Here is a 23,848-nt window from a genome sequence, read left to right on the forward strand (position 1 = left end):
CCGCTGAAGGTTCCCGCCTCAGCGTTTGCCTCTTTTCGAGAGCGCAAAGGTGAAAATCAGGGCGATGACGAGCACCGCGCCCTTGACGAAATCCTGGGTGTAGTAAGGCGCGTTCATCATCGTCAGGCCCTGCAAAAGAATGCCGACGAAGAGAGCGCCAACGGCAGTGCCGAACGCATTCGGCTTGGCAGCGCCAAGCACTGCGAAACCAATGAGGGCTGCGGCAACGGCATCGAGAAGCAGATTATTGCCCGAGGCGATATCCCCGCGCCCGAGGCGGGCGGCAAGCAAAATGCCGCCGATCGAGGCGAAGACGCCGGAGATGATATAGGCCGAGATCTTGTAGGCATTGACCGGCGCGCCGGCGAGGCTTGCCGCGCGCTCATTGGAGCCGACAGCGTACATCATCCGGCCGAAGCGGGTATATTCAAGGAAGAACCAGATGACGATGGCCAGCACGATCAACACGACCACCGAAACTGGCACCAGATTGGGCAGGATGAAATCGAAACGATGACGGCCAAGCGCGAGGAAGGCCGGGCTGAAAGCGCCCGTTGCCGTCGAGCCATCCGGCAACGTCATGCCCGTTGCAATCGAGCGTCCTTCGGTCGGGATACGCTGCAGGCCGAGCAGCAGGAACATCATTCCAAGCGTCGCCAGAAGATCGGGAACGCGCATATAGACGATGATGATCCCGTTCACCAAACCGACGAGCACGCCCACGGCTAGGCAGACGAGTGTCGCTGTCAGGGCGTCACCACCCATGACCACCATCACATAGGACGAAGCCATCATGGCGGTAGTCGCAACCGAGCCAATGGAAAGATCGAAACCGCCGACAACGAGTGTCGCGGTGACACCAAGTGCAAGAATACCGGTGATCGACACGGATTGCAGGATAAAGACCGCGCTCTGGGGCGAAGCGAAACCACCGGTTACAGCCGAGAAATAGAGCACCATGCCAGCAAGCAGCACGAGGAAGCCATATTTGATCGCGGTTTCCCGGATATTCAGGACCGCAGGCGGAACTGCGCCGGTGGCGGCGGATTTGCTCTGTTCACTTATCATCATGCACTGACCTGTTGATGGGATTGTCCGGCAATCTCGGAGAGCAGCCGCTCGACATCGACGTCGACATTGCGGTGCTCGCCTACGATGGTGTGTTCCGACATCACGAGAATGCGGTCGGCGACTTCGAAGGCTTCATCGAGCTCCGTCAGGAAAAGAATTGTGGTGCGCCCTGCCGCAGAAGCGCGCAGCTTCTCACCTATGTCGCGACGAGCGGCGATATCGACGCCCTGGAAGGGCTCATCGAGGATGAGCAGTCGCGATGGCTCGGAAAGCCAGCGGCCAACCATAACCTTCTGCTGGTTGCCGCCCGACAGCGTCTGCATCTCGTCACGCTCATTGCGGCAGACGACACCGAGCGACGAAATCTGCTGGCGCGCCGTTGCCTTCTCTGCCCGTCGGCTTGAAATGCCGAAAGTCGAAAGCCGGCGTAAGAATGGCAAGCTGATATTCTCGTAGATATTGAAGTCCGGCACGATGCCGCTAATCGCACGGTCCTTGGCGACAAGGAAAACGCCTCTAGCAATCGCCTGACCCGTTGTCTTCGGTGCATAGTTCACGCCATCCAGCGTCATTTCGCCTGCTTCCGGGGCCCGCGCACCAAACAGCGTTTCAGCAAGTGCCGTCTTGCCGACTCCAACAAGACCCGTGACTGCGACGATCTCGCCATCGCCGAGATCGAAATCGAAGGGTCGCGCCTGTTCGGAAAGCTTAAGGCCCCGCACGCTGAAGACCGGGCGACTTGCGTCGCGCACGGCAACGGCACCAGCCGACACCTTGCGCCCCAACATGGCATTGACCGCGCCCTCGTAATCGAGTTCCGGCCCCTCGAAACGGCCCGTGATGCGACCGTCGCGCAGCGACACGATGCTGTCGGCAAGGCGACGAATATCCGACATGCGATGCGAGATATAGAGAATGGCGACACCCCGCGCCTTCAACCGATCAACGAGGTCGAACAGACGATCCGCCTCGGCACTGGAAAGCGACGACGTCGGTTCGTCGAGGATCAGCACTTTCGGTTCATGCGCCATGGCACGCGCAATCGCCACCATCTGGCGATCCGCAAGTGTCAGGTCAGTGATATTGGCCGAAAGGTCGATGGCAAGGCCCATGCGCGAGGCGACCGCCGCCGCTTCGCGACGCACCCGGCGCGGATTGAAAAAAAGCCGCGCACCACGCCCGTTCAACCGATCGAGCGTGAGATTGGTCGCCACATCGAGATCGGCGACGACGCCGTCATTGATGTTCTGATGCACTGTGACAACGCCGGCACGGATTGCCTCGGCGGGCGTCGCTGGATCAAAGGCAGCATCTGCCAGCGTGATGGTGCCGCCACCACGCGTGTAGACGCCCGAGAGGATGCGCACGAGCGTCGATTTTCCGGCGCCGTTGGCACCCATCAAAACCGTCACTGCGCCTGCTTTGAGGTCGAGGTCAACACCTTGCAAGACCGTCACCGGTCCAAAGGATTTGCGCACGCCCTCAATGCGAAACACTGGCTGTTCGCTCATAAACTCCTCCCACTGACGCCACGTTAAGATAGGCCGCCATCAAATGTCAAGGCCATTGACATTTGACAGAATGATGCCTTAGCTGTGGGAAAGACGGCATGGCGGCGCATGGTGGAGGCGGCCCATGCGCAGGAGGAGAGCATAATGGACAGCCACGTCTTCGAGGCGCTGAGTATAGAGACACTGCCCGTTCGGCTTGGCGGCAACGCCGCCCTGAAAGAGACGGTCGGAAGCGATTCGTCGCGCTGGACCATCCGGGAAGTCGGTGACGGCAATCTCAATCTGGTCTTCATCGTCACAGGTGAAGCGGGCGCTGTGATCGTCAAGCAGGCGCTGCCTTACGTGCGTCTCGTCGGCGAAAGCTGGCCGCTTCCGCTCAAACGCTCGTTTTTCGAATATCACGCTCTCAAGCGCCAGGGCGCGCGTGACCCGGGTATGGTGCCGGAAATCCTGTTCTTTGACGAAGCCCAGGCAATCATCGTCATGGAATTCCTGACCCCGCACATCATTCTGCGCCGTGCTTTGATTGACGGTCGCGAACTTCCCAAGATCGGTCGTGACCTCGGCCTCTTCGTTGCTCGTACTCTTTTCCGGGGGTCCGACCTTTCCATGGTGACCCGCGACAAGAAGGCGGATGTCGCCTTGTTCTCTGACAATGTCGAGCTTTGCGACATCACGGAAAATCTCGTCTTTTCCGATCCCTATTTCGAGGCAAAGCTCAATCACCACACCACACCGCAGCTCGATCCAATCGTGGCGGAATTGCGCGCCGACCGCGAGCTCAAGGTGGAAGCGCAGCGGCTGAAACACCTCTTCTCTGCCAAGGCCGAAACACTATGCCATGGCGACCTGCACACCGGTTCGGTCATGGTGACCGACGATGAGACCCGTGTCATCGATCCGGAATTTGCCTTTTACGGTCCAATCAGCTTCGACGTCGGCATGCTGATCGCCAATTTCTGGATGAGCTATTTTTCACAGGCTGGTCATGAGACTGCACCCGGCGCTCGCGACAGCATGCGTGCCTATCTTCTGGATACGATCGACACACTTTGGGAAACGTTCCGCGCCGAATTCGCTGCCCTGTGGCGTACGGAGCGTAAGGGTATCCTCTATCAGGCAAGCCTCTTCGAAGATCGCCAGGACCCGCTTGCCGCCGAACAGGCACTCAACATCGTCATCGACGAGATTTGGCACGAAATGCTGGGCTTTGCTGGCATCGAAACCCATCGCCGCATCCTGGGCCTTGCCCACAATGCCGATTTTGAAACCATCACCGACCCCGACCGCCGCGCTTCTTGCGAGAGCAAGGCGCTGAAGTTCGGGCGTCACCTCGCCGTCAACCGGCAGCGCATCCATAGTCTTCGGGATATCCGAGAGACCGTGGAGCGGCTTGAAAAGGAGATTCTCGCGTGAAAGTCGGAGAACGCCACTACCATACGATCTGGCTGAACGAAGACGGTCGCTCCGTTGACATCATCGACCAGCGCTGGCTGCCGCATGAATTCCGTGTCGTGACACTGAAAACCGTCGCCGATGTCGCCGATGCAATCCGCGACATGTGGGTACGCGGCGCGCCGCTGATCGGCGTCACCGCCGCCTACGGCGTCGCCATCGCGATGGCGAAAGACCCCTCGGATGCTCACCTCGATGCCGTATGGGAAGAACTCAACGAGACCCGCCCCACCGCCATCAACCTGCGCTGGGCGCTGAATGCGATGCGCGAATATCTGCGTCCATTGCCTGAGGCGGAACGTGCGGATGCTGCCTATAAGCGTGCCGCCGAGATCGCCGAAGAAGATGTTGAGCTCAACCGCGCAATCGGCGCGAACGGCCTCGATGTCATTCGCGAAATCGCTTCGAAAAAGAATCCGGGCGAGCCCGTGCGCATCCTTACCCATTGCAACGCAGGCTGGCTTGCTACCGTCGATTATGGCACCGCGACCGCGCCGATCTATATGGCCGTCGAGGAAGGAATCCCGGTCCATGTCTATGTCGATGAGACGCGTCCGCGCAATCAGGGTGCCTATCTGACGGCTTGGGAAATGAACGGCCATGGTGTGCCGCACACGCTGATCGTCGACAATGCCGGTGGACATCTGATGCAGCACGGCGATATCGATATGGTGATCGTCGGCACAGATCGCACCACTGCAAACGGCGATGTCTGCAACAAGATCGGCACCTACCTCAAGGCGCTCGCGGCGCGTGACAACGACGTGCCGTTCTATGTTGCACTCCCCTCGCCAACCATCGACTGGACGGTGCATGACGGTGTCAAGGAAATCCCGATCGAAGAACGCAACGCCGACGAAGTGAGCTTCGTCCAGGGCCGCGCCGCCGATGGATCCATTGCGAGCGTCCGCATCTCGCCCGAAGGCAGCCCTGCCGCCAATCCCGCCTTCGATGTCACGCCAGCCCGCCTCATCACCGGCCTCATCACGGAACGCGGCATCGCAACGCCGTCGCCTGAAGGCCTGAAGGCGCTCTTCCCGGAAAGAAGCTGAGACGATGGTTCTGACCAACGAAAAATCCACCGAGGAAATCGCACTCGGCATCCGTCGAAGGGTCTTCTTCCATACGATGAAGAACAATGGCGGCTATCTGAGCCAGGCCTGCTCCGCCGCCGAGAGCCTTGCGCTGCTCTACAATGAGTTGCTGACGCTCGGCGAGCCAACCCTGCCGAAAGTGCCGTTGCCTTTCCGTGGCGTGCCTTCGGCGCATAATCCGGATGCCTTCACCGGCGCCGGATATCATGGTCCCGTCGGTCCGAACTTCGACCGCTTCTTTATCTCGCCTGCCCATTATGCGCTCGTCATCTATTCCGCGCTGATCGAAATGGGACGGATGGACGAACACGCGCTTGATCATTTCAACAAGGATGGCGGCTCCGTCGAAATGATCGGCGCCGAACATAGCCCCGGCATGGAAGTGACCACAGGATCGCTGGCCCAGGGGCTTTCCATGGCGTCAGGCGTCGCCTGGGCGCGGCTGCGTAAAAAGGAGCCCGGCAAAGTCTGGGTCTATATGTCCGACGGCGAATTCCAGGAAGGCCAGACCTGGGAATGTCTTGCGGCAATGAGCTATCACAAGATCGACAACATCCGCGTGATCGTCGATGTAAACCGCCAGCAATGCGACGGCGCCATGTCTTCCGTGCTCGACCTTGGCGACCTTGCGTCCCGTGTGGCGTCCTTTGGGGTCACCTGCCGTTCGGTGGATGGCCACGATCTGGGCGCACTACGTGCAGCTGCCGAGAGCGCGGAGGCTGACAAGCCACTTGTCATCCTCGCCAACACCTCGCCTTACCAGGGCATGGATTTTCTGAAGAAGCGTTTCCCGCGCCTGCACTATGTCCGATTCAAGAGCGCGGAAGAGAGGCAGGAAATGCAGACGGCACTTGCCATCGAACTCGGTATCGATCTCACTGCGATGGAAAGGGCCTGACAATGGTCGAAATCGTCAACCGCCCTTACGCCAAGGCTTTCGAAGCCTTCGCCACCGCGCGTCCGGAAGTTCTGTGCCTTTCAGCTGATCTCACCTCGTCTTGCGAAGTCGATGGTTTTCGCGATCGGCATCCGGAGCAGTTTCTCACTCTCGGCATGGCCGAACAGAACATGTTGTCCTTTGCTGGCGGTCTCGCCATGCAGGGGTTCCGGCCGTTCATCCATACCTTTTCGGTCTTCCTCTATCGACGGCCCTACGACCAGCTGATCAACTCGATTGCCTATTCCAACCGCAAGGTGCGATTAATGGGGTTCCTTCCCGGCATCACCACACCGGGCGGCATTACGCATCAGGCGATTGAGGATATTGCCGTGTTACGCGCGGTACCGAACATGACGATCCTCGAAACGGGCGATGCGACGGAAGTCGAGACTGTGTTGGAAGTCGCCGACAGCATCGACGGCCCGGTCTATGTGCGCATCCTGCGCGGCGAAGTACCTCGTCTGTTTTCAACGCCTTTTGAATTCAATAAGCTGCGCACGCTCTCGGAAGGCGATGACATCCTCGTCGTCTCTTCCGGCGTATGTACCGAGGAAGCGCTGCGCGCCACTGGCCCACTCGCCGCGCGTGGTGTCGGGATCCATCATCTTCACGCCTCCACGCTGAAACCATTCGATAAGGACGGTCTCCTGAGAGCCACGCGCGGCAAGAAGGGTATCGTCACGCTGGAAAACCACACCATCATCGGCGGCCTCGGCTCGCTGGTCTCGGAAATCCTTGCGGAAGAAGGGCTTGGTATCCGCCTCAAACGCCTTGGTCTCAACGACACTTTTGCGCACGGCGCCTCGAAGCCATATCTCATGAAGAAATATGGGCTGGATGCTGGCGCTCTGGTTTCGGCAATTGAAGAACTTGTCGGCAAGAATCTCGCCATCGGCGAAGAGGAACTGGTGGAAGTGCGCCTCGATCATGTGCATTCCGCACAGAAGGCCGAGGCGCTTTGATGGCACCGCGCTTTACGGTTACCTATTTCGTGCGCGCCGCCGACGAGGCGGAGGCCAAAGCGCGTGCGCTCGACATCGCGCTGGAACAGACCGTGGAAATCCCGCGCAACGTCGTGCCGAAAGGCTATGTCGAGGACGAGATACTCGGTCGGTTGGAAAGCCTGCTCCAGGATCCCGAAGGCAGACCGGGATTTCTCGCCGCAATCTCCTATTCGGAGGACGATATCGGCGGGGATTTCCTGCAGTTTCTCAACATCGTCTTCGGTAACAGCTCCATCAAGCCCGGCATCAAGGTCGAGGATATCGGCCTGTCGCCGGGCCTGCTTGATCTGTGCAAGGGACCACGCCACGGCATAGTAGGCCTGCGTGCCCGCGCTGGCATCGGCGAAAAGCCGCTCTTGATGTCCGCCATCAAGCCGGTCGGCCTGTCGACTACGGAGCTTGCCCGCCTCGCCCATGATTTCGCGCTGGGCGGCATGCATTTTGTGAAGGACGACCACGGTCTCGTCGACCAGAAGACCGCTCCCTTCGAGGAGCGGCTGAAGGCCTGTATTGAGGCGGTCGGCGAGGCGAATGCGAAGTGCGACGGTCGCGCGAGTTTCGTTCCTAACATCACAGGCCCTGCAACCGCGATCATCGAGCGGGCAAAACAGGCGCAGGAATGCGGCGCAGGCGGTGTGATGATCGCTCCAGCGCTTGCCGGCTATGATATCGTGCGTACACTTGCTGCAGATCCGAATTTTTCCCTGCCCATCGTCTCGCACCCGGCCTTTTCCGGCGCCAACGTCGTCTCACCCGATTGTGGCTTCTCGCACCGTGCCTTTTTTGGCACGCTGCACCGCCTGATGGGCGCTGACGCCGTGGTCTATCCAAATTTCGGTGGCCGTTTCGGCTTTACTCGCGAGGAATGTCAATCGATCGCAAAGGCCTGCTCCGTGGATATGGGTGGTCCCAAGGCCATCGTCGCCGCTCCCGGCGGTGGCATGACCTTCGCCCGCATCCCGGAAATGCGCGAAGCTTACGGCAATGACATCATGTACCTCGTCGGCGGTGCGCTGCTGTCGGAGTCTGATCTGGTCAGCGCCTGCAAACGCCTTGTTGCCGCAACGGAGTGAACAATATCAAACTGCACCTCGCCACGATGGGGGTTCGTTGATCGATCGCCAACGTTATGGCTCCTCCCTCTGCTTCAGTAACCTCGCTTGCGGTCAATCTCCCCCATAAGCGCTTCGCCCGTCTGCAGCCGCTGCAGGTTTTCAACGAGTATGTCAGCCGCTCCATGGCTGTCAGTCACGCAAGCAATATGGGGGGTAAGGATTACTTTTGGATGCGACCAGAGGGGGTGCGCCGATGGAAGTGGTTCAGGGGCAGTCACGTCAATGAAAGCCGACGAAAGATGTCCACTATCGAGAGCTGTAAGAAGGGCATCATAATCCGTATGCGGCCCGCGACCGACCAGAACCACACTTGCCCCCGTCGGCAGGCGCGCAATAAACCCGGCATTGATCAAGCCTTCCGTTTCCGCCGTGAGCGGCAGAAGGCAGACAAGTATATCTGTCTGTGCAACGAATTCGTGAAGCCCATCCTCACCGGAAAAACACTGCACACCCTCAATATTCTTCTCGCTGCGGCTCCAGCCGGACAATGGGAAACCGAAAGGCTTGAGCGCTGTCAACGCGGCCTGGCCAAGATATCCAAGCCCCATTACACCCACCCGGCGGCGATGCGCACTTGGCTGAGGAAGCGTCTGCCAAATCTCGTCACGGCTTTGTTTCAGATAAGCGGGCAATTGCCGGAATACGGACAGCACGGCGAGCGTCACATATTCCTGCATCATCCGTGCAAGACCTGGCTCGGTCATGCGGACAATGCGAACGTGAGAAGGGATATCTGCTTCAAGAAATTGCTCTACACCTGCCCCACTTGAGAAAATGATTTCCAATGCAGGGAAGCGCTCCGCCAGCTCTTCAGGAGCCTGCCAGCATAGCAAATGACGAACCCTTGCCGCAGTGTCTGCATTCAACGCTCCGGAGAGGAACTCCGTCTCCGGCAGTTCGTGGGCAAACACGTCGCGAATCTGCTCGGTCCGCGCCGCATCCAGATAACAATAGAAAGCCATGACGCCTCCAGCGCGACACAAGGCATGTGTCACGCGTAAGTTTGGATCAGTGGTTGAGAACGCGGCGCAGGAAGTCCTGTGTACGTGGATGTTGGGGTGCACCGAGCACGTCCTTGGCCTTACCCTGTTCAACGATGACGCCGCCATCGAGAAAAAGGACACGGTCAGCTACGTCGCGGGCAAAGCCCATCTCGTGCGTCACCACCAGCATGGTGAGCCCCTCATCCGCAAGACTGCGCATGACATCGAGCACATCGCCCACCAGTTCAGGGTCGAGCGCAGACGTCGGCTCATCGAAAAGGATTGCCTGTGGTCGCATCGCCAAGGCGCGGGCAATCGCAACACGCTGCATCTGACCTCCGGAAAGCTGGCCCGGATAATGGTTGGCCCGATCTCCCAAACCGACGCGCTGAAGCAGATGCTCGCCATATTTGCGAGCTTCGGCCGGCTTTTCACCTTTGACGTAGACCGGCCCCTCGATGACATTCTCAAGTGCGGTTCGATGGGGAAACAGGTTGAACCGCTGGAAGACCATCGCCATTCGCGTGCGAATATCGTGGATCGAACGATCCTTCGCGTTGACGCGCTGGCCTTCGATCAGAATATCGCCGCCCTGATAGGTTTCCAGCCCGTTCAGGCAGCGCAGCATCGTGGATTTTCCCGAACCGGAGGGACCTATGAGGCAGACTACTTCACCCTTCTGCACATCAGCACTGATGCCCTTGAGAACCTGAAGCGGACCATAGGATTTGGTGACGTTCTTTATTTCAATCATCGCCATGATCAGTGTCCGTTTCTTTTACCAAAGAGCTTTTCGAGACGCCCGACAGCCATCATCAGCGGCAAGCTCAGGCAGAGGTAGAACATGGCAACCAGCGTATAGACGCTCATGTTTTTGAAGGTCGAAGAGGCAAGCAGCTGACCTTGTAGAGTTAGTTCAGCAACGGTGATGGCCGATGCCTGCGAGCTGTCCTTCAACAGCATGACCATGATGTTGCCGTAAGGCGGCAGGATCACACGAACAGCCTGCGGCAGGATCACGCGGCGCATCGTCATGAACCAGCCCATACCGATGGACTGCGCGGCTTCCGTCTGTCCATGGTCGATGGCTTCGATACCAGCGCGGAAATTTTCTGCCTGATAGGCCGAATAGGCAATGCCGAGACCGATGATACCAGCCTGAAGAGCGGACAGCGCAATGCCGAATTCCGGTAGAACGAAGTAGATATAGAACAGCTGCACCAGAATGGGGATACCGCGGATCACATTAACGATAGCTGCGGCAATAGCCGACACCCAACGGATCCCCGATACCCGCATCAGCGCCCAAACGAGCCCCAGAAGCGTCGAAAGGACAAGGGAACCCAGGGTCACAAGAAGCGTGTATTTCACGCCTTCCAGCAAGATCGGGAAGAACTCGCGGATGTCCAAGAAAAAATTTTGCATTGGCTTTAACTCTATTTATTTGGCGCGATCAAACGGGGATTAGGCCTTGCGGCCGGTAGGCCCCGTCTCGTGCGCAGACCGGAAAGCATGAAGAGCTTCACCTTGGACGCGCGCGTGGAGCACACCTGAAATCTCGAGCATGGGGATTGATCCCCATGCTCGCACTGGAATTATTTCAGTCCGTATTTCGCAAGAATTTTCTGAAGCGTACCGTCCGACTTGATGCGGGCGATGGCCGCGTTGATCTTGGGCATACGTTCATCGCCTTTGCGCAGGGCCAGACCAAACTCGCCGCCAGCCGAAGCTTCATAACTCTCGACCATCTTCACCTTGGGGAACCGGCCCTGAGAGAGGTAATAGGCAGCCATCGGACCATCCCCGAAACCGGCATCGATACGCCCGGCGTTCACGTCAGCAATGATATCGGGAATGCCCTTGTAGACCTTAACATCGCTGAACAGCCCGCTCTTCTTGAAGAGATCGACGAAAGTGGTCCCCACCTGCACGCCGATGGTCTTGCCCTTGAGATCCGCATAGGTCTTGTAGGCAGTATCATCCGAAACCGGTACGAAGACACCTTCGCCATAACCATAGACAGGATCAGAGAAGTCCACGACCTTTGCACGTTCTTCCGTGATGAACATTGCCGAAGCAATCATGTCGATCTTGTTCGAGGTTAGCGATGGCACGAGCGCCGAGAACTGCACGGCTTCGAATTCCGGCTTGATGCCGATATCCGATTCAATAGCCTTGACCACATCGACCAATACGCCATCCATCGCCTTGGTTTCCGTGTTCACAAAAGTAAACGGCAAACCGGTTGGCGAAGAGCCTACTTTGACGACCTCCTGGGCCAAGGCAGGCATCGCGCCCCCCATGATCACCGCCATAGCCGCCAGACCGAAAATTTTCTTGAGACGCATGACATTCTCCTTCCTAAATGCAGCGATAAGCCTGTTATTCGTAACGCCGTTTGTGAAACTGCGTTTGATAAAGTGAAATTCATTGTGACCAGCGTCCGCGTTGCGGCTTCTCACTTGTGGCCACCCTGAGAACCCGTGCTGTTTCTCAATGCTCGCTCACTGGATGCTGTTGCTTCTAACTTGCGGTCCTTCCGTTCAAGGTCGGCGAAAACCAGCGGCATGAACCAGGCTTTTCCGCGCCACGTAGGAACAAGACGTGGGGGACGAAAATCGAAACTGCTCTCGCTGTTCGGTACGCCCAGTATTTTCTGCGCTGCCTTGAGGCCGAGCCAGGGAGCCCAGACGACACCCGAGCCACAGAAACCGGTTGCATAATGAACCGCTCCACGTTGAAAAATTCGAGGCACCATGTCCCGATTCATCGCCACATAGCCAAACCAGCTATGCGAGATACCAACGCCTTCAAGTTGAGGGAAAACCCTGCACATTTCTGCATAATTGCGCTGCGTGGCACTATCCGGGTCGCCTCGGCTTGTTACGTCACGCCCACCGAACAAAATGCGCCGTCCATCCGGCGATGGGCGGAAATAGTAAGTCATAGCACGGGTGTCGGTGAGCATTTTCAACCCCGGCACCAAGTCGCGCACACGTTCCTCACCCAGATCCTCGGTTGCGATGATTCGTGAACGCAAAGGCACCAGCCGCTGACGCAACCAACGGTCCGAATGGTCGGTATAACCGTTCGTGCAAAGAAGGACTTCGCGTGCCTGAGCGCGGCCACGCGCGGTAATTACTGTCTTTTTATCAGCGCCTTGGTCGATCCCTTCTACGCGGCATTCGGCGTGAATCAGCACCCCTTCAGCGAGTGCAAGCCGCACCAGTTCCGCATGAAATTTTGCCGGATGCAGACCGCCTATATCCATACGCACGCTGCCGCCAGCATAGAGGTCCGTGGCGATATGGCGGCGAACCTCGTTCAAGGGAACCGCATAGGATTCAATGCCGGTCGCGCGCTGGATAGCTTCAGCGCTTCGCGCCATATCGTCATATTCGGCGCGCGTCATCGCACCGCTGAACCGTCCCACAAGCTGGAAATCCGCGTCGATGCCTTCATTAGCCAGAAAATCGATCATGAAGCGACGCGCTTCATGGCCTTCAGCAGCAATCTTGACCGCACGTTCCAAGCCGAACTTGCGCACCAGTGTCTTATCGTCGGGACGAATATTGCCACTGGTAAAGCCGCCGTTGCGGCTGGAAGCGCCAAACCCCAGTTGTTCCCGCTCGAAAACCTGAACCTTTCGCCCTGCGCGCGCCAGATGAAGAGCAGCGCAAAGCCCCGCATAACCCGCACCAACAATGGCAACGTCGCAATCCCGCTCGATTTCGTGGTTCTCGATGCTACGCGGCGGAGCGGCTTCCCACCAATAAGGTGTATCCTTGTGAGCCATGTCCGATATGTCCCCCTCCATGTTTTGGATGGATTTTGTTTTTAGTTTATTGAACGTAGATCAAATATGAAGCAGAATAGTGAAAACTAATCAACCCCGATTCAATCCTGTTTGTAGCGAGAGCCATCAAAGGATGCCAAAAGTGAACAAGGCAGAAATATCCCCGACCGCCCCGACCAGCGAGCCTGCGCCCAACGACGCAGGGGATATTGGAGCGCGCATTCGCTTGCGACGGCAGACACTGGGTCTCACTCTCGGTTATCTGTCGGAAGTCTCTGGTCTGTCGACGGGTGCCTTGTCACAGATCGAGCGGGGCCTCGTATCGCCGACTGTGCGTACCCTCTATACGATTGCCGAGGTGCTCTCCATGAGCCCGGCCCAGCTCATCGACCCGCAAGGCTTCGCCGCGGCTGCCCGAGCTAATCCCTATGTATTGCGTGCTGGAGAACAGCCAGAAGTGCTGAACGCTGGTGGCGTCATCAAGCACCGTGCTTCGCCTGAACTCATTGAGACCATGAAATCCTTCGCAGTGCGGATCATTCCGAGCGGGAGTTCCGGTGAGGAATGCTACACGCATTCCGGCGAGGAGCTGGGTTACGTCATTTCGGGCAGTTTCACGCTGCAGATTGAAGACGCACAGTACCTGCTTTCAACAGGTGACGGATTTGCACTGCCTTCAACGACCCGCCACAGATTCTTCAATAATGGTGAAGCCGAAGCCTTCGTGCTCTGGGTGAACAAACCCGAGTGAAGTCGCTCGACAGGCCGAAAAAACGCTGGAGAAAGATGAAAATGGCAAGCAGCCCTGAGAGCTTCTCACGCTCATTATGGTGGAACGCAGCTGGCGAGGCAAAACCGAACCATTCCAAACTGAATGGCGTGCACGAGGCGGACGTCGTTATTGTTGGAGGCGGCTTTACAGGCCTTTCCAGCGCGTTGTTCCTTGCCGAACGCGGGAAAACTGTAGTGGTCCTTGAGGCGCGCCATGTCGGCTTCGGCGCATCAGGACGCAACGGCGGACAGGTGATCCCCGGTTTGAAGCATGACCCCGAAGATCTTCTGGCTGCCTATGGTCCAGAGCACGGCAAGCGCATGATCGACCTCGTGGGTGGTGTAGGCGATCTTGTTTTCGGCCTTGTACGCGAACTTGATATCCAATGCTCTCCTGTTCGAGCCGGGTGGATACAGGCCGCCCATTCCCAGCTTGCAACCGCTGCCGTCCATAAGCGTGCGCGGCAATGGCAGGCGCAAGGCGTCGAAGTCGAGATTTTGGATCGCGCGCAGATTACTGAGCTTTCCGGCACGGAGCGCTATTTCGGCGGATGGCGCGATCCCCGCGCAGGTGCCCTGCAGCCGCTGGATTATGCCCGTGGGCTTGCCCGCGCCGCCACGGCACGCGGCGTTCAGATTTTTGAAGATTCCTCCGTTACTTCTCTGATGCCGGAGAATGGCGACTGGATTGCAAAGACCGCAAATGGGTCGGTTCGCGCACGCGAAGCACTTGTCGCCACCAACGCTTACACTGACAACCTTGTACCGGGTCTCGCTCAAAGCATTCTTCCGGTGCAAAGCATGCTGATCGCGACAGAGCCGCTTTCAGAAAAGCAGCGGCGGGAGATCATGCCAGGCGGAGTGGTTCTATCCGAAACACGCAAGATCGCTTTTTATATGCGCCAATCTGAAGACGGGCGTTTTCTTATTGGCGGACGCGGCGCCGTCGGAATGAACGAAAAGAAAGCGCTGATGGAAGCGTTGAAAGCCGGAATGGTGCGGCTGTTTCCACAGCTGGAAGGTATCGGCATCGATTATCACTGGTCCGGGCACGTGGCGCTGACCATGGATGGCCTGCCACATCTTCACAATCCCGCTGCGGGCTTGCATGCCATGCTTGGCTATAATGGCCGGGGCGTGGCCATGGCCACTGCCTTTGGCAAGATGTATGCCGAATATATCGCCGAAGGCCGCCCCATGGTTTATCCGACCACCAGCATACCCCGCCTTGCCTGGCATGCGATCCGCAAGCCTGTCATGGACCTCGGCATCCGCTGGTACTGGATCAAGGACAGCCTTGGTTTCGCATCGAAATAAATCCCATGCAGAAAGAACCTAACGTGCTGAGAAACGTAATCAATCTGGGCGTTGCACCTGCTTGCGGCTCCGATCTGGAAACAGCTTTCCGAGCCATCAGCCTGGACGGTCAGTCGACGGAGCCTTTCGGCTTCGGACGCGCAATCCTTTCTGGCCAAGGAACAGGGGTAGAAAGCCTGTTTTCCTCCATCATAATGCTGTGTGATGGTGCTTTGAATATCCGGGACAATAATGGTCTCGAATTCACACTGACCAACGGTGAGGTAGCAAGTCTGCCTGCAGGCATATTCTCATGGCGCGCACATGCGGCAGATTGTGTCATCCTCACGATACATCAGGAGAGCCTAAGCGTATCCTTCGGTAAACTTGATCTTGACCATCCCATGTCACCTGGCGGAGCGCCCAATCCGGCACTTCTGACCACCCCTGCACCAACGACTTCCCGTCACGAGTTCCAAAGTGACGATCCAATCGCCTGGGGCATCTGGGCCACGACGCCTTATGCTCGTCATCCGATCACCTATTCATTCTCGGAATTGATGATGCTGCGCAGGGGCGAGGTGACATTGTCAAACCCTGACGAGGGAAGCGTGACATTCGTGGCGGGCGATATCTTCCTCGTTCGTCCCGGCGCTGTAGCAGCATGGGATAATCCGAGTGATCTGGAGAAGTTTTGGATTATTCACAGTCCGAGCTAGGCCATTTCCAGTAAACACGCAAAGCACCTAACGAAGGAAATCAGTCCAATGGACTGATTTCCTCTGCCTGCCAATTCCCTCGTGGCAAGACCTGCCCTTCAACCGCCCTTGCATGCTGAAGGAACAGCGCGGCCCACGCCCCATGAGAGACGTCCCTGTATGATGGTCAGCGTTTGTCGGCCGTTCGAATAGGTCGTACCTTCTTTGCCGATAGAAGGTAAATCAATCGCCGCATTGCCGTTAACAGAGACGGAAGCGCGATCACCGAAGAGGCGTACCGCCAACTGAGTGCCATCCTCACACTTGTAGTGGCTAACAGGATAGGGATTGCCAGCACCGATTGACGCACCGGACGCGGACTGGCTGAAAGCCCCAAGTAGCAGGACACAAAATGCTGCGCTCAATAAATTTTTCAACGCGACAATCCTCCGGGTTAGGAGTTATCCAGCGGAAAGTATACGAGATTTCATGGCTACGAAAGTACACTTAATTATCATAACGACAACGTTTACAGACAGAGGGATTGAACGGAGTAAGGCCAAAACGAATTGGATTTCGCTGTAAAATTACCCCGAAATAAAACCCGCATAGCCGTCGTCCAATGTCTTGTGCAGAATTGCCGAATAAGCTGCAAAGGATATGTCGCCAGGTCGCACACGCCCAAATGACGACTCGACAAATTGCCTCATGGGCACGAGCGCAAGCGGTGTCGAAACTGGTGTCAGATGTGCACCCTGCCCGGCACGCAATGTCGTCAGGATGCCGAACATTTCGCCTGTGATGCTTGGGCGGGAGAGCACGGCCATACGGTACTGGCCAGATGTATTCGTGACGAGATAGATGTGTCCCGAAAGATGTGGAACGGAGACAGCTCCCTGTTGTGAGAACGAGACGTCAGAACGTTCACGCTCACGAAAATTGAGATGCCCGGCATCGAAATCCCAACCGATTTCCGTGATGTAAGCGAAGATGGCCTTGTCCTCCCCAAAGGACGGACGCAAGGTCAGGTAATCACCTTCAAGCCATGAAACCGAGGCGCGCGAGTAGGCGCCCAGTTCTTCCGCTGCGTGACTGTTGCCATTTCTGGCCAACTGGGCGGGCGCTTCACCTGCCTGTTCGCGCAGGGCGACGCCCATTGCCTGTTCGAGCCGGATGATTGTTGCGAGCGTGAAGGGCCTGTGACCCGACAGCGCCTTTTCCAAAGTCGAGAGGCTGATCCGCGCTTCATCGGCCAGAAGTTGGCGCGAAATACGCCGTCGGGCGATTTCCTCACGAATCCGGACTGCAACACGGGCATTGATCTGGTCGGGCAGATGAGAGTTCTGATCGGACATGGCTTATCCTGAACTGCGTACTTTTCTGCACAATTCCACACATATGCGTAACCGGCAAGGCGATTTGCGGAAAGTGACGGCTGAAACTTGGCAAAGCTTACGCTGGAGTGGAAACAGTGGCTCCAGCGACAATGGCTCCAGTTCTTCGAGGTGAACAAGGAGCACGTCATGTCACCCGCGATAAATCTACCAAATCATAGCAATAGAGGTCGGGTACTCTCCCGCTTCTGTTCGTTCATCTGGTTCTGCAACATGGCGTTGTTGCCCGCATTGGCTGTCATTTTCTGTCTGTTGCAGATCGTGCAGGCCCGCGCTGAAACACCCGCTCTGGTCACGCCAAACGAGGTTCAATCCGGCAGCCTTCTGCTGGAGACAAACGAAGCCGGACGTTACGTCGAAGCGCCTCGGCTCGCAACGGACGTCGATCTCGATGTGAGTGGACCGACGGTCCGAGCCCGGCTGACGCAGGCATTCGAGAACCCGACCGACGGTTTCGTTGAAGCCTTGTATGTTTTCCCATTGCCAGAAGAAAGTGCGGTCTATTCGCTGAAGATGGTCATCGGTGATCGTGTGATTGTCGCTGACATCAAGGAGAAGCAGACAGCCCGCGAAATATATGAACAGGCGAAAAGCGAAGGCAAAAAAGCAACGCTGATCGAACAGCAGCGACCCAACGTGTTTACCAATGCGGTCGCCAATATCGGTCCGCACGAGAAAGTCGTTATCCAGATCGAGTATCAGCAGGCGGTACGGCTTTCCGATGAGCGTTTCTCGCTGCGTGTGCCTTTAGTCGTCGCACCGCGTTACAACCCGGACAATGCCTACCCGGTTGTCCAGGAAGTCGAAATGAAGAACGGCTGGGGCAAGTCGAGCGATACGGGCAAGCCTGATACTTACAATGCGCCACTCGTGACGCCTTTGGCCCCACCGGCTGCCCTGCGAACAAATCCTGTGAGCATCTCAGTCAAACTTAAGGCAGGCTTCCCGCTTGGAAAGGTTGAGAGCCTTTTCCACAAGGTCAGGATCGATACGACGAACGACGCGACACGGGAAATCACGCTGGACGGAATGGCAGCTGCAGATCGTGATTTCGTTCTGGAATGGAGCGCCGTCGCAAGCGATGCACCGCAGGTCGGGCTGTTCCGCGAACATATCGGCAAGGATGACTATGTGCTTGCCTATGTTACGCCACCGGCGCTTGCCAGCCCAAAAAAGGTCCAGCGTGAGGTCATCTTCGTGATCGATAATTCCGGATCAATGGGTGGTACTTCCATTGAACAGGCGAAGGCCAGCCTGGATTATGCACTGTCGCAACTTCAACCCGGAGATCGTTTCAACGTAATCCGCTTCGACGACACATTGACCAAATTCTTCGAAGATTCAGTCGATGCCAATCAGGAGAATATCACGTCCGCTCGCCGCTTCGTGACGAGCCTTGAAGCGCAAGGCGGCACGGAAATGTTGCCTGCCCTTCATGCCGCGCTTGATGACAGTAATCAGGGTAATGGATTGCGCCAGATCGTGTTTCTGACCGACGGCGAGATCAGCAATGAGCAGCAATTGCTGGATGCCGTTGCAGCACGTCGGGGGCGCTCGCGTATTTTCATGGTCGGCATCGGCTCTGCCCCGAACTCCTATCTGATGAACCGTGCGGCTGAACTTGGACGTGGAACCTTCACCCATATCGGGTCGGCGGCTGAAGTGAACGAACGCATGCGGGCTCTGTTCGACAAGCTTGAAAAACCGGCTGTTACCGATCTGAAGACCAGTTTCTCGGAAAAGAATGTGAGCATGACGCCCTCCCTTTTGCCCGATCTTTATCGTGGTGAACCACTTGTCATCGCAGCGCGAATGGGCAAGGCGATCGGAAACCTTGCTATTGAAGGCCAGATTGATGGCCGTCCGTGGACAGTCAATCTGCCACTCGATCAGGCAATAAATGCTGAAGGCATTTCAAAACTGTGGGCACGTCGCAAGATCGATGATGCGGAAGTGGAACTTACCCTTGGGAAAATTTCCCAGGACGCCGCCGATGCGCGTATTCTCCACCTTGCGCTGGAGCATCATCTGGTCAGCCGTCTGACGAGCCTCGTAGCTGTCGACAAGACACCGTCGCGACCGGCAAATGCGCCGCTGACCCGTGCCGATATTCCTCTGCAACTGCCCGCGGGCTGGGATTATGACAAGCTGTTCGACATCCGTGCGGATCGCACCGTCGGGGATCACGCAAACATGGACATGAATGGTGTAAATGACGCTGTCCGCAGCCACGAAAGCCCTGCATCACCATCATCGCCATCGCAGTCGATCCCGCTGCCGCAAACGGCAACGCCAGCGACACTACTGCTCATGCAAGGCTTGGGTCTGATACTGATTGGCTTGTTCGTCTTCTGGTTCTTCCGCCGCAAGGAGAATGCGTGATGTCTATCAATCCGATTATGACGGGGAGCGCACTGTGGCGCTCCTTACTCCCCACGGTGGGCATCGTGCTGATTGCGCTCGGGATGATAATTGCCAGTCAGGGAATCTGGATCCATGCGAAGGCATTTGTGGCACAGATCCTCCTCGAACGAGCTTTTGCGGAAAGCATTGAAACTGGCGCACCAGTCAAACCCTGGAGCTGGGTCGATACATGGCCAGTTGCCCGCATCGAAGCTCCACGACTTAATGAATCCGCCATCGCGCTGAAAGGCTCCAGCGGTCAGGCATTGGCTTTCGGCCCCGGTCATCTGGACAATACGCCGATGGCCGGGGAACGGGGAACAGCCGTGTATGCTGCGCATCGCGATACACATTTCGCTTTTCTGAAGAATATCGAGAAGAACGATCAGATACTCGTCACCCGCAGCGACGGTAAGGCGATTTCCTATCGTGTTAGTCATATGGCCGTCGCGCGTTGGGATGAAGCGAAGATCGCCGTGAATAGCGAAGGCCGTCATGTTGTGCTGTCGACCTGTTATCCATTCGATGCTATCACGCCTGGGCCGCTCCGCTATCTGGTTTATGCGGATATGGAAGAACCACAATAACCCAGCACGAACTATCGGTTTTCACAAAAACAGATGACGTGATCGAAGCCCGGATAAGCTCTCTTCCTGAAACTGAATGTTGCAAGAAGGCCCAATCCCAGAATTGCGAAAACACTCCCAACGACCAACACGACAGATGTCGTCGCCGATATAAAACTGCCGAATATCAACACCGCTGCCATCGAAGCTATGGCTATCGCCCACTCAATCTTGCGGGGCTTTGGCATCAGATGCCACGTCTCCGGATCAATACCGGCTTCAACGAAAATATCCGGGTCGAAACACAAATTCGAGCGAGCTGCCATGTTCTGTAGCAGAGCAATACGCAGGGCGTCAGCATTGACGAACCACAGACATTGCATGCCACGTTCCCGCAATGACATTGGAAGCGAATACTCGTTCTGCGTTCCGTCGGGCATTTTATAACCGAACGCTATCCGAGGCTCCCGCACAGGCCCTTTCAAAATGAGACGAACGTCATAACGTGCCATCTGACCGGACGCTATGCGCGCCCATTCGATCTTGGTGCCTTGCTTCTCCACAATTCCATTACCTGAACCGTATTCAACGCTCTCCGGTGTAATGGTGATCCAGGCGCCAGCCAAAAGACCAGCGCGTGCAAACATGAAGGCCGGAACAAGAAGCATTGCTGCGATGAGTGTCGATACAATTAGGGCTATCGGATCGAGGTCAGGGCTGGGTCGGATGAGAATCGTGAGTGCAGGAAGCGCCAACGCAACACACGACAGGAGCATGGCAATGCCAAAACACATCCATCGCGTTGCCGTGATATCAGGGATACCGGTAAGCGAGCGATCCTGTCGGTTAGTTGAATCGAATGCTATGATCCGCACAACCGAATCTTGATGCCGCGTTGCTGGATTGACATGGGAGTGTGATGCTGACGCCTGCCGCTTTGCCAGTTTCGGCTTCATCTTTCGCTTTGCAGTCTGTTTCACCCTTATCGCCGTACCTGTTGCTTCATCTCTCCTGACATACCACCCAAGCGTTGCGCGCAATTTAATGTGACGCTACCATTCCAAATGGATCAACCTCAACGGGCCGGCGAGTTTCATAACCAGAGAAGACGGCTCCCAAAGGCAATCTTGCTGTATCCAGAGCATGGCTGCCGGGTAACAAATCCTGTCCAACCTTGACCCGGCCGCGCCTTCACTTTCTCATTATGCATTCAGCGAATACGCCGTAACAGCCTCTCACGATAGGTATCGACAATCACGGCGAGGATGATCACGGTGCCAATTATGATTGGCTTGTAATTATCGCCGATACCAAGCAATTGCAGCCCGGTCGCGAGCACCTGCAAAATACAGGCCCCGGCCAGCGTGCCAACGATTGAGCCCTTACCGCCGAAAAGGCTTGTCCCGCCGATGATGACGGCTGCAATCGCGTTCAGTTCATAGCCAACGCCCGCAATCGGGCTGCCGATGTTCAGGCGCAGGAGATAAACAATCGCAGCAATACCAGCGGTGACGCCGGAAATGACAAATGCAGCGATTTTGTATGTGTCGGGATTGTGTCCCGACAGGCGCACAGCCTCATCATTGGCGCCAACCGCATAGATCATGCGACCGAAAACCGTAAAGCGCAAAACGAACCAGCCAACAGCAATCACGGCCACTGCGATCAGGAAAATCGACGGCAGAAAGCCTCCGACAATCAGATTGCCGAAGTCGACAAAACCCTGCGGAAGTCCGGTAATGGTAGAATTATTGGAAACCACCCGTGCCGCACCGGCGGCGATGTTCAGCATGCCCAGCGTGACGATAAACGACGGGATTTTCCAGTAGGTTGACACCTTGCCGTTGATGAAGCCACAAAGCCCGCCAACGGCGACGCATGCCAGGACTGCCAGCGGGATTGACAAGGCCGGTTCCAGACCGGACGTCATGATAAGAGCGCCAACGACCGTGCATAAGGCGAGCACAGAGCCGACCGAGAGGTCAATGCCACCAGTCAGGATGACGAAAGTCATACCTGCCGCAAGGACCGTATTGATCGCGATCTGAACGAAGATCTTCAGCGCGTTGCCCGATGTTGCGAAATAGGGCGCAGTGACGGAAAATACCAGCGTTATCAGGATCAACGCCAAGAATACGCCGGCATCACGCAACAGGAAGCGCTTCAGCTTCTGGCGGTCGGCAGCACCGGGGTGTTGGGCAGATGGAGAAATGGGTTCCGTCATGCGTGAACATGCTCCTGATAGGCGAGCGAAAGAATACGCTCCTGATCGAATTGAGATCGGTCCAGCTCCCCAACCAGTTTGCCGTTCGAGAAAACAATGATGCGGTGGCACATGCCGATCAACTCGGGCAGATCCGAGGAAATCATGATAATTGCCTTCTGGTTCGCAGCCAACATCCACAGAAGTTGATAAATCTCGCGCCTGGCGCCGACATCGACCCCACGTGTCGGTTCATCGAGTATCAGTGTGGACGACCCGCGAAACAGCCATTTTGCCAGAACCACCTTTTGCTGATTGCCACCGGAGAGGTTACGCACCGGCGTATCGATAGACGCAGTCTTGACGCGCAGCCGCTCGACCAGCTCAGTTACCGCGCCTTTCTCCACCCGGCTATCCAGCAGGCCACCGTGCGAGATTTTCTTCAGGTCGGTGATCGTGGTGTTGATAGACACGGGCATGTCTAGCAGCAGCCCCTGGCTCTTGCGGTCTTCTGTCAGAAAACCCAGACCATTACGCACGGCATCGCGCGGGTCACGGATAGTCACCGGCCTTCCATCTATATCGATTTCCCCTGCCGACCTTGGATCGGCGCCGAAGATTGCACGCATCACCTCGGTGCGGCCCGACCCGACCAGACCGGCGACACCCAGAATTTCTCCATGACGCACCGAAAACGAAACCGGCGGAGCGCCGCTGTTGCGCTTCACGTTCCTCACTTCCAGAGCGACGGACCCAAGCTTGATATCGGCATTAAAGCCATACTCATCCGCAATGTCGCGACCGATCATCATGCGTACCAGATCCGGCACGCGCAGCCCCTGCAGGTCGCGCGTCTCGACCAGGCGGCCATTGCGCAACACCGTCACGCGGTCGCCAATCTCAAAGACCTCGTGCAGACGGTGAGAAATGTAGATGATCGTGACACCCTTCGCCTTCAGCCGCTGGATGATCGCAAACAACCGTTCAATTTCCGGCGGAGTCAATGTCGCCGTCGGCTCGTCCAGAACCAGTAGTTTGCTGTCATAACCGAGCGCCTTGGCGATCTCGACCAACTGCATTTGCGCAACGCCCAGCTCCGAAACCGGCATACGCGGATCGACCGCCAGACCGACCTCAGCCAAAAGCTCTTCGGCGCGCCGGTTCAATGTCGCTCGGTCCATGATGCCGAAGCGTCTCGGCAGGCTTTCCAGCATCAGGTTTTCGGCAATGGAAAGATGCGACAGCAGGTTGAGTTCCTGATGAACGATGCGGATTCCCTGAACCTGCGCGTCATGCGGGGTCTTTGGCTTGTAGGGCCGGCCGTTCAGAAAAATCTCGCCCGTGTCGGGCTGATATATGCCAGCAAGAAGCTTGATGAGAGTTGATTTACCCGCACCGTTTTCACCCAGAATGATATGTGTCTCGCCACGCTGCAGCTCCAGCGTGACACCGTTTAGCGCAACCACCCCCGGAAAGGTCTTGCCGACATTTTCCAATCTCAAAATGGCGTCGGCTGACTGCATATCTGTTCCTGCCTGCCAGGTGAAG

At 56.9% G+C, this 23,848-nt stretch carries 22 protein-coding genes; 10 read left to right on the forward strand and 12 right to left on the reverse strand.

What is annotated here, in order from left to right:
• Positions 1–18 precede the first annotated feature (18 nt).
• Positions 19–1,068, reverse strand: a complete 1,050-nt coding sequence (locus LJ361_RS10805) for an ABC transporter permease (RefSeq protein WP_029928559.1) — start codon at positions 1,066–1,068, stop codon at positions 19–21.
• Positions 1,068–2,582: a sugar ABC transporter ATP-binding protein gene (locus tag LJ361_RS10810; protein WP_043062844.1), complete on the reverse strand. Its 1,515-nt coding sequence runs from the start codon at positions 2,580–2,582 to the stop codon at positions 1,068–1,070. The genes LJ361_RS10805 and LJ361_RS10810 overlap by 1 nt, the downstream gene beginning before the upstream one ends.
• A 144-nt stretch (positions 2,583–2,726) precedes the next feature.
• Between LJ361_RS10810 and mtnK the strand changes: the two genes are divergently transcribed.
• The 5 genes from mtnK to LJ361_RS10835 are packed head-to-tail and all read left to right on the forward strand — an operon-like array spanning position 2,727 to position 8,148.
• The gene (mtnK, locus tag LJ361_RS10815; protein ID WP_264813494.1) at positions 2,727–3,998 is read left to right on the forward strand and encodes an S-methyl-5-thioribose kinase; all 1,272 of its coding nucleotides are present in this window, start codon (positions 2,727–2,729) and stop codon (positions 3,996–3,998) included.
• Positions 3,995–5,089 (forward strand): S-methyl-5-thioribose-1-phosphate isomerase, encoded by a 1,095-nt coding sequence (gene mtnA / locus LJ361_RS10820; protein ID WP_264813497.1) that lies wholly within the window; start codon positions 3,995–3,997, stop codon positions 5,087–5,089. The genes mtnK and mtnA overlap by 4 nt, the downstream gene beginning before the upstream one ends.
• A gap of 4 nt (positions 5,090–5,093) precedes the next feature.
• Complete coding sequence (locus tag LJ361_RS10825) at positions 5,094–6,029, forward strand: transketolase (RefSeq protein WP_010660468.1); 936 nt, start codon at positions 5,094–5,096, stop codon at positions 6,027–6,029.
• 2 nt (positions 6,030–6,031) lie between these two features.
• Positions 6,032–7,033 carry a transketolase family protein gene (locus tag LJ361_RS10830; protein WP_264813499.1) on the forward strand — a complete coding sequence of 334 codons (1,002 nt, stop codon included), beginning with the start codon at positions 6,032–6,034 and terminating at the stop codon, positions 7,031–7,033.
• The gene (locus LJ361_RS10835) at positions 7,033–8,148 is read left to right on the forward strand and encodes a RuBisCO large subunit C-terminal-like domain-containing protein (RefSeq protein WP_264813500.1); all 1,116 of its coding nucleotides are present in this window, start codon (positions 7,033–7,035) and stop codon (positions 8,146–8,148) included. The genes LJ361_RS10830 and LJ361_RS10835 overlap by 1 nt, the downstream gene beginning before the upstream one ends.
• 74 nt (positions 8,149–8,222) lie before the next feature.
• On the opposite strand, the gene LJ361_RS10840 is transcribed toward LJ361_RS10835, so the two are convergent.
• From LJ361_RS10840 to LJ361_RS10860, 5 genes are all read right to left on the reverse strand, one after another.
• Positions 8,223–9,152 (reverse strand): 2-hydroxyacid dehydrogenase, encoded by a 930-nt coding sequence (locus LJ361_RS10840; protein WP_264813502.1) that lies wholly within the window; start codon positions 9,150–9,152, stop codon positions 8,223–8,225.
• Positions 9,153–9,198: 46 nt separating this feature from the next.
• Positions 9,199–9,927 (reverse strand): amino acid ABC transporter ATP-binding protein, encoded by a 729-nt coding sequence (locus LJ361_RS10845; RefSeq protein ID WP_010660472.1) that lies wholly within the window; start codon positions 9,925–9,927, stop codon positions 9,199–9,201.
• Between the two features lie 8 nt (positions 9,928–9,935).
• On the reverse strand, positions 9,936–10,598 hold the full coding sequence (locus LJ361_RS10850; protein WP_264813504.1) for an amino acid ABC transporter permease: 663 nt from the start codon (positions 10,596–10,598) through the stop codon (positions 9,936–9,938).
• 170 nt (positions 10,599–10,768) lie between these two features.
• The gene (locus tag LJ361_RS10855; RefSeq protein WP_010660474.1) at positions 10,769–11,521 is read right to left on the reverse strand and encodes an ABC transporter substrate-binding protein; all 753 of its coding nucleotides are present in this window, start codon (positions 11,519–11,521) and stop codon (positions 10,769–10,771) included.
• 110 nt (positions 11,522–11,631) lie between these two features.
• Positions 11,632–12,969 carry an NAD(P)/FAD-dependent oxidoreductase gene (locus LJ361_RS10860; protein WP_264813507.1) on the reverse strand — a complete coding sequence of 446 codons (1,338 nt, stop codon included), beginning with the start codon at positions 12,967–12,969 and terminating at the stop codon, positions 11,632–11,634.
• A 133-nt stretch (positions 12,970–13,102) separates the two neighbouring features.
• Between LJ361_RS10860 and LJ361_RS10865 the strand changes: the two genes are divergently transcribed.
• From LJ361_RS10865 to LJ361_RS10875, 3 genes are read left to right on the forward strand one after another with little or no spacing between them, the layout of a single operon-like run.
• Positions 13,103–13,720 carry a cupin domain-containing protein gene (locus tag LJ361_RS10865; RefSeq protein ID WP_264813509.1) on the forward strand — a complete coding sequence of 206 codons (618 nt, stop codon included), beginning with the start codon at positions 13,103–13,105 and terminating at the stop codon, positions 13,718–13,720.
• Between the two features lie 41 nt (positions 13,721–13,761).
• Positions 13,762–15,057 (forward strand): NAD(P)/FAD-dependent oxidoreductase, encoded by a 1,296-nt coding sequence (locus tag LJ361_RS10870; RefSeq protein ID WP_029928571.1) that lies wholly within the window; start codon positions 13,762–13,764, stop codon positions 15,055–15,057.
• A gap of 5 nt (positions 15,058–15,062) precedes the next feature.
• Positions 15,063–15,755, forward strand: coding sequence for a cupin domain-containing protein (locus tag LJ361_RS10875; protein WP_264813512.1), 693 nt, complete (start codon positions 15,063–15,065; stop codon positions 15,753–15,755).
• Between the two features lie 98 nt (positions 15,756–15,853).
• Here the strand turns inward: LJ361_RS10875 and LJ361_RS10880 are convergent, their stop codons facing one another.
• The gene (locus LJ361_RS10880) at positions 15,854–16,171 is read right to left on the reverse strand and encodes a hypothetical protein (protein WP_011983120.1); all 318 of its coding nucleotides are present in this window, start codon (positions 16,169–16,171) and stop codon (positions 15,854–15,856) included.
• Positions 16,172–16,321: 150 nt separating this feature from the next.
• Positions 16,322–17,089, reverse strand: coding sequence for a helix-turn-helix domain-containing protein (locus LJ361_RS10885; RefSeq protein ID WP_010660480.1), 768 nt, complete (start codon positions 17,087–17,089; stop codon positions 16,322–16,324).
• Between the two features lie 168 nt (positions 17,090–17,257).
• On the opposite strand from LJ361_RS10885, the gene LJ361_RS10890 reads away from it, so the two are divergent.
• Complete coding sequence (locus LJ361_RS10890; RefSeq protein ID WP_036563893.1) at positions 17,258–19,510, forward strand: marine proteobacterial sortase target protein; 2,253 nt, start codon at positions 17,258–17,260, stop codon at positions 19,508–19,510.
• Positions 19,510–20,118 (forward strand): class GN sortase, encoded by a 609-nt coding sequence (locus tag LJ361_RS10895; RefSeq protein ID WP_010660482.1) that lies wholly within the window; start codon positions 19,510–19,512, stop codon positions 20,116–20,118. The genes LJ361_RS10890 and LJ361_RS10895 overlap by 1 nt, the downstream gene beginning before the upstream one ends.
• An 11-nt stretch (positions 20,119–20,129) precedes the next feature.
• Here LJ361_RS10895 and LJ361_RS10900 read toward each other — a convergent pair whose 3' ends face one another.
• The 3 genes from LJ361_RS10900 to LJ361_RS10910 all read right to left on the reverse strand — a co-directional run bounded on the left by LJ361_RS10900 (position 20,130) and on the right by LJ361_RS10910 (position 23,823).
• Positions 20,130–21,053: a hypothetical protein gene (locus LJ361_RS10900; protein WP_264813513.1), complete on the reverse strand. Its 924-nt coding sequence runs from the start codon at positions 21,051–21,053 to the stop codon at positions 20,130–20,132.
• A 254-nt stretch (positions 21,054–21,307) separates the two neighbouring features.
• On the reverse strand, positions 21,308–22,321 hold the full coding sequence (locus LJ361_RS10905) for an ABC transporter permease (protein WP_010660484.1): 1,014 nt from the start codon (positions 22,319–22,321) through the stop codon (positions 21,308–21,310).
• A complete protein-coding gene (locus LJ361_RS10910) occupies positions 22,318–23,823 on the reverse strand; it encodes a sugar ABC transporter ATP-binding protein (protein WP_010660485.1) in 1,506 nt (501 codons plus the stop codon). Before LJ361_RS10910 ends, LJ361_RS10905 begins: the two co-directional genes overlap by 4 nt.
• Positions 23,824–23,848: the final 25 nt, after the last annotated feature.

The sequence above is a fragment of the Brucella sp. JSBI001 genome (genome assembly GCF_026014005.1).
Classification (GTDB): Bacteria; Pseudomonadota; Alphaproteobacteria; order Rhizobiales; family Rhizobiaceae; genus Brucella; species Brucella anthropi.

Coding starts and splice junctions, on each gene's coding strand:
- LJ361_RS10830 (WP_264813499.1), top strand. CDS start 6,032: ATGGTCGAAATCGTCAACCGCCCTTACGCCAAGGCTTTCGAAGCCTTC.
- LJ361_RS10835 (WP_264813500.1), top strand. CDS start 7,033: ATGGCACCGCGCTTTACGGTTACCTATTTCGTGCGCGCCGCCGACGAG.
- LJ361_RS10865 (WP_264813509.1), top strand. CDS start 13,103: ATGCCAAAAGTGAACAAGGCAGAAATATCCCCGACCGCCCCGACCAGC.
- LJ361_RS10890 (WP_036563893.1), top strand. CDS start 17,258: ATGTCACCCGCGATAAATCTACCAAATCATAGCAATAGAGGTCGGGTA.
- LJ361_RS10855 (WP_010660474.1), bottom strand. CDS start 11,521: ATGCGTCTCAAGAAAATTTTCGGTCTGGCGGCTATGGCGGTGATCATG.
- LJ361_RS10900 (WP_264813513.1), bottom strand. CDS start 21,053: ATGAAGCCGAAACTGGCAAAGCGGCAGGCGTCAGCATCACACTCCCAT.
- LJ361_RS10895 (WP_010660482.1), top strand. CDS start 19,510: ATGTCTATCAATCCGATTATGACGGGGAGCGCACTGTGGCGCTCCTTA.
- LJ361_RS10840 (WP_264813502.1), bottom strand. CDS start 9,152: ATGGCTTTCTATTGTTATCTGGATGCGGCGCGGACCGAGCAGATTCGC.
- LJ361_RS10885 (WP_010660480.1), bottom strand. CDS start 17,089: ATGTCCGATCAGAACTCTCATCTGCCCGACCAGATCAATGCCCGTGTT.
- LJ361_RS10910 (WP_010660485.1), bottom strand. CDS start 23,823: ATGCAGTCAGCCGACGCCATTTTGAGATTGGAAAATGTCGGCAAGACC.
- LJ361_RS10805 (WP_029928559.1), bottom strand. CDS start 1,068: ATGATAAGTGAACAGAGCAAATCCGCCGCCACCGGCGCAGTTCCGCCT.
- LJ361_RS10810 (WP_043062844.1), bottom strand. CDS start 2,582: ATGAGCGAACAGCCAGTGTTTCGCATTGAGGGCGTGCGCAAATCCTTT.
- LJ361_RS10870 (WP_029928571.1), top strand. CDS start 13,762: ATGGCAAGCAGCCCTGAGAGCTTCTCACGCTCATTATGGTGGAACGCA.
- LJ361_RS10905 (WP_010660484.1), bottom strand. CDS start 22,321: ATGACGGAACCCATTTCTCCATCTGCCCAACACCCCGGTGCTGCCGAC.
- LJ361_RS10825 (WP_010660468.1), top strand. CDS start 5,094: ATGGTTCTGACCAACGAAAAATCCACCGAGGAAATCGCACTCGGCATC.
- LJ361_RS10860 (WP_264813507.1), bottom strand. CDS start 12,969: ATGGCTCACAAGGATACACCTTATTGGTGGGAAGCCGCTCCGCCGCGT.
- LJ361_RS10845 (WP_010660472.1), bottom strand. CDS start 9,927: ATGATTGAAATAAAGAACGTCACCAAATCCTATGGTCCGCTTCAGGTT.
- mtnK (WP_264813494.1), top strand. CDS start 2,727: ATGGACAGCCACGTCTTCGAGGCGCTGAGTATAGAGACACTGCCCGTT.
- LJ361_RS10875 (WP_264813512.1), top strand. CDS start 15,063: ATGCAGAAAGAACCTAACGTGCTGAGAAACGTAATCAATCTGGGCGTT.
- LJ361_RS10850 (WP_264813504.1), bottom strand. CDS start 10,598: ATGCAAAATTTTTTCTTGGACATCCGCGAGTTCTTCCCGATCTTGCTG.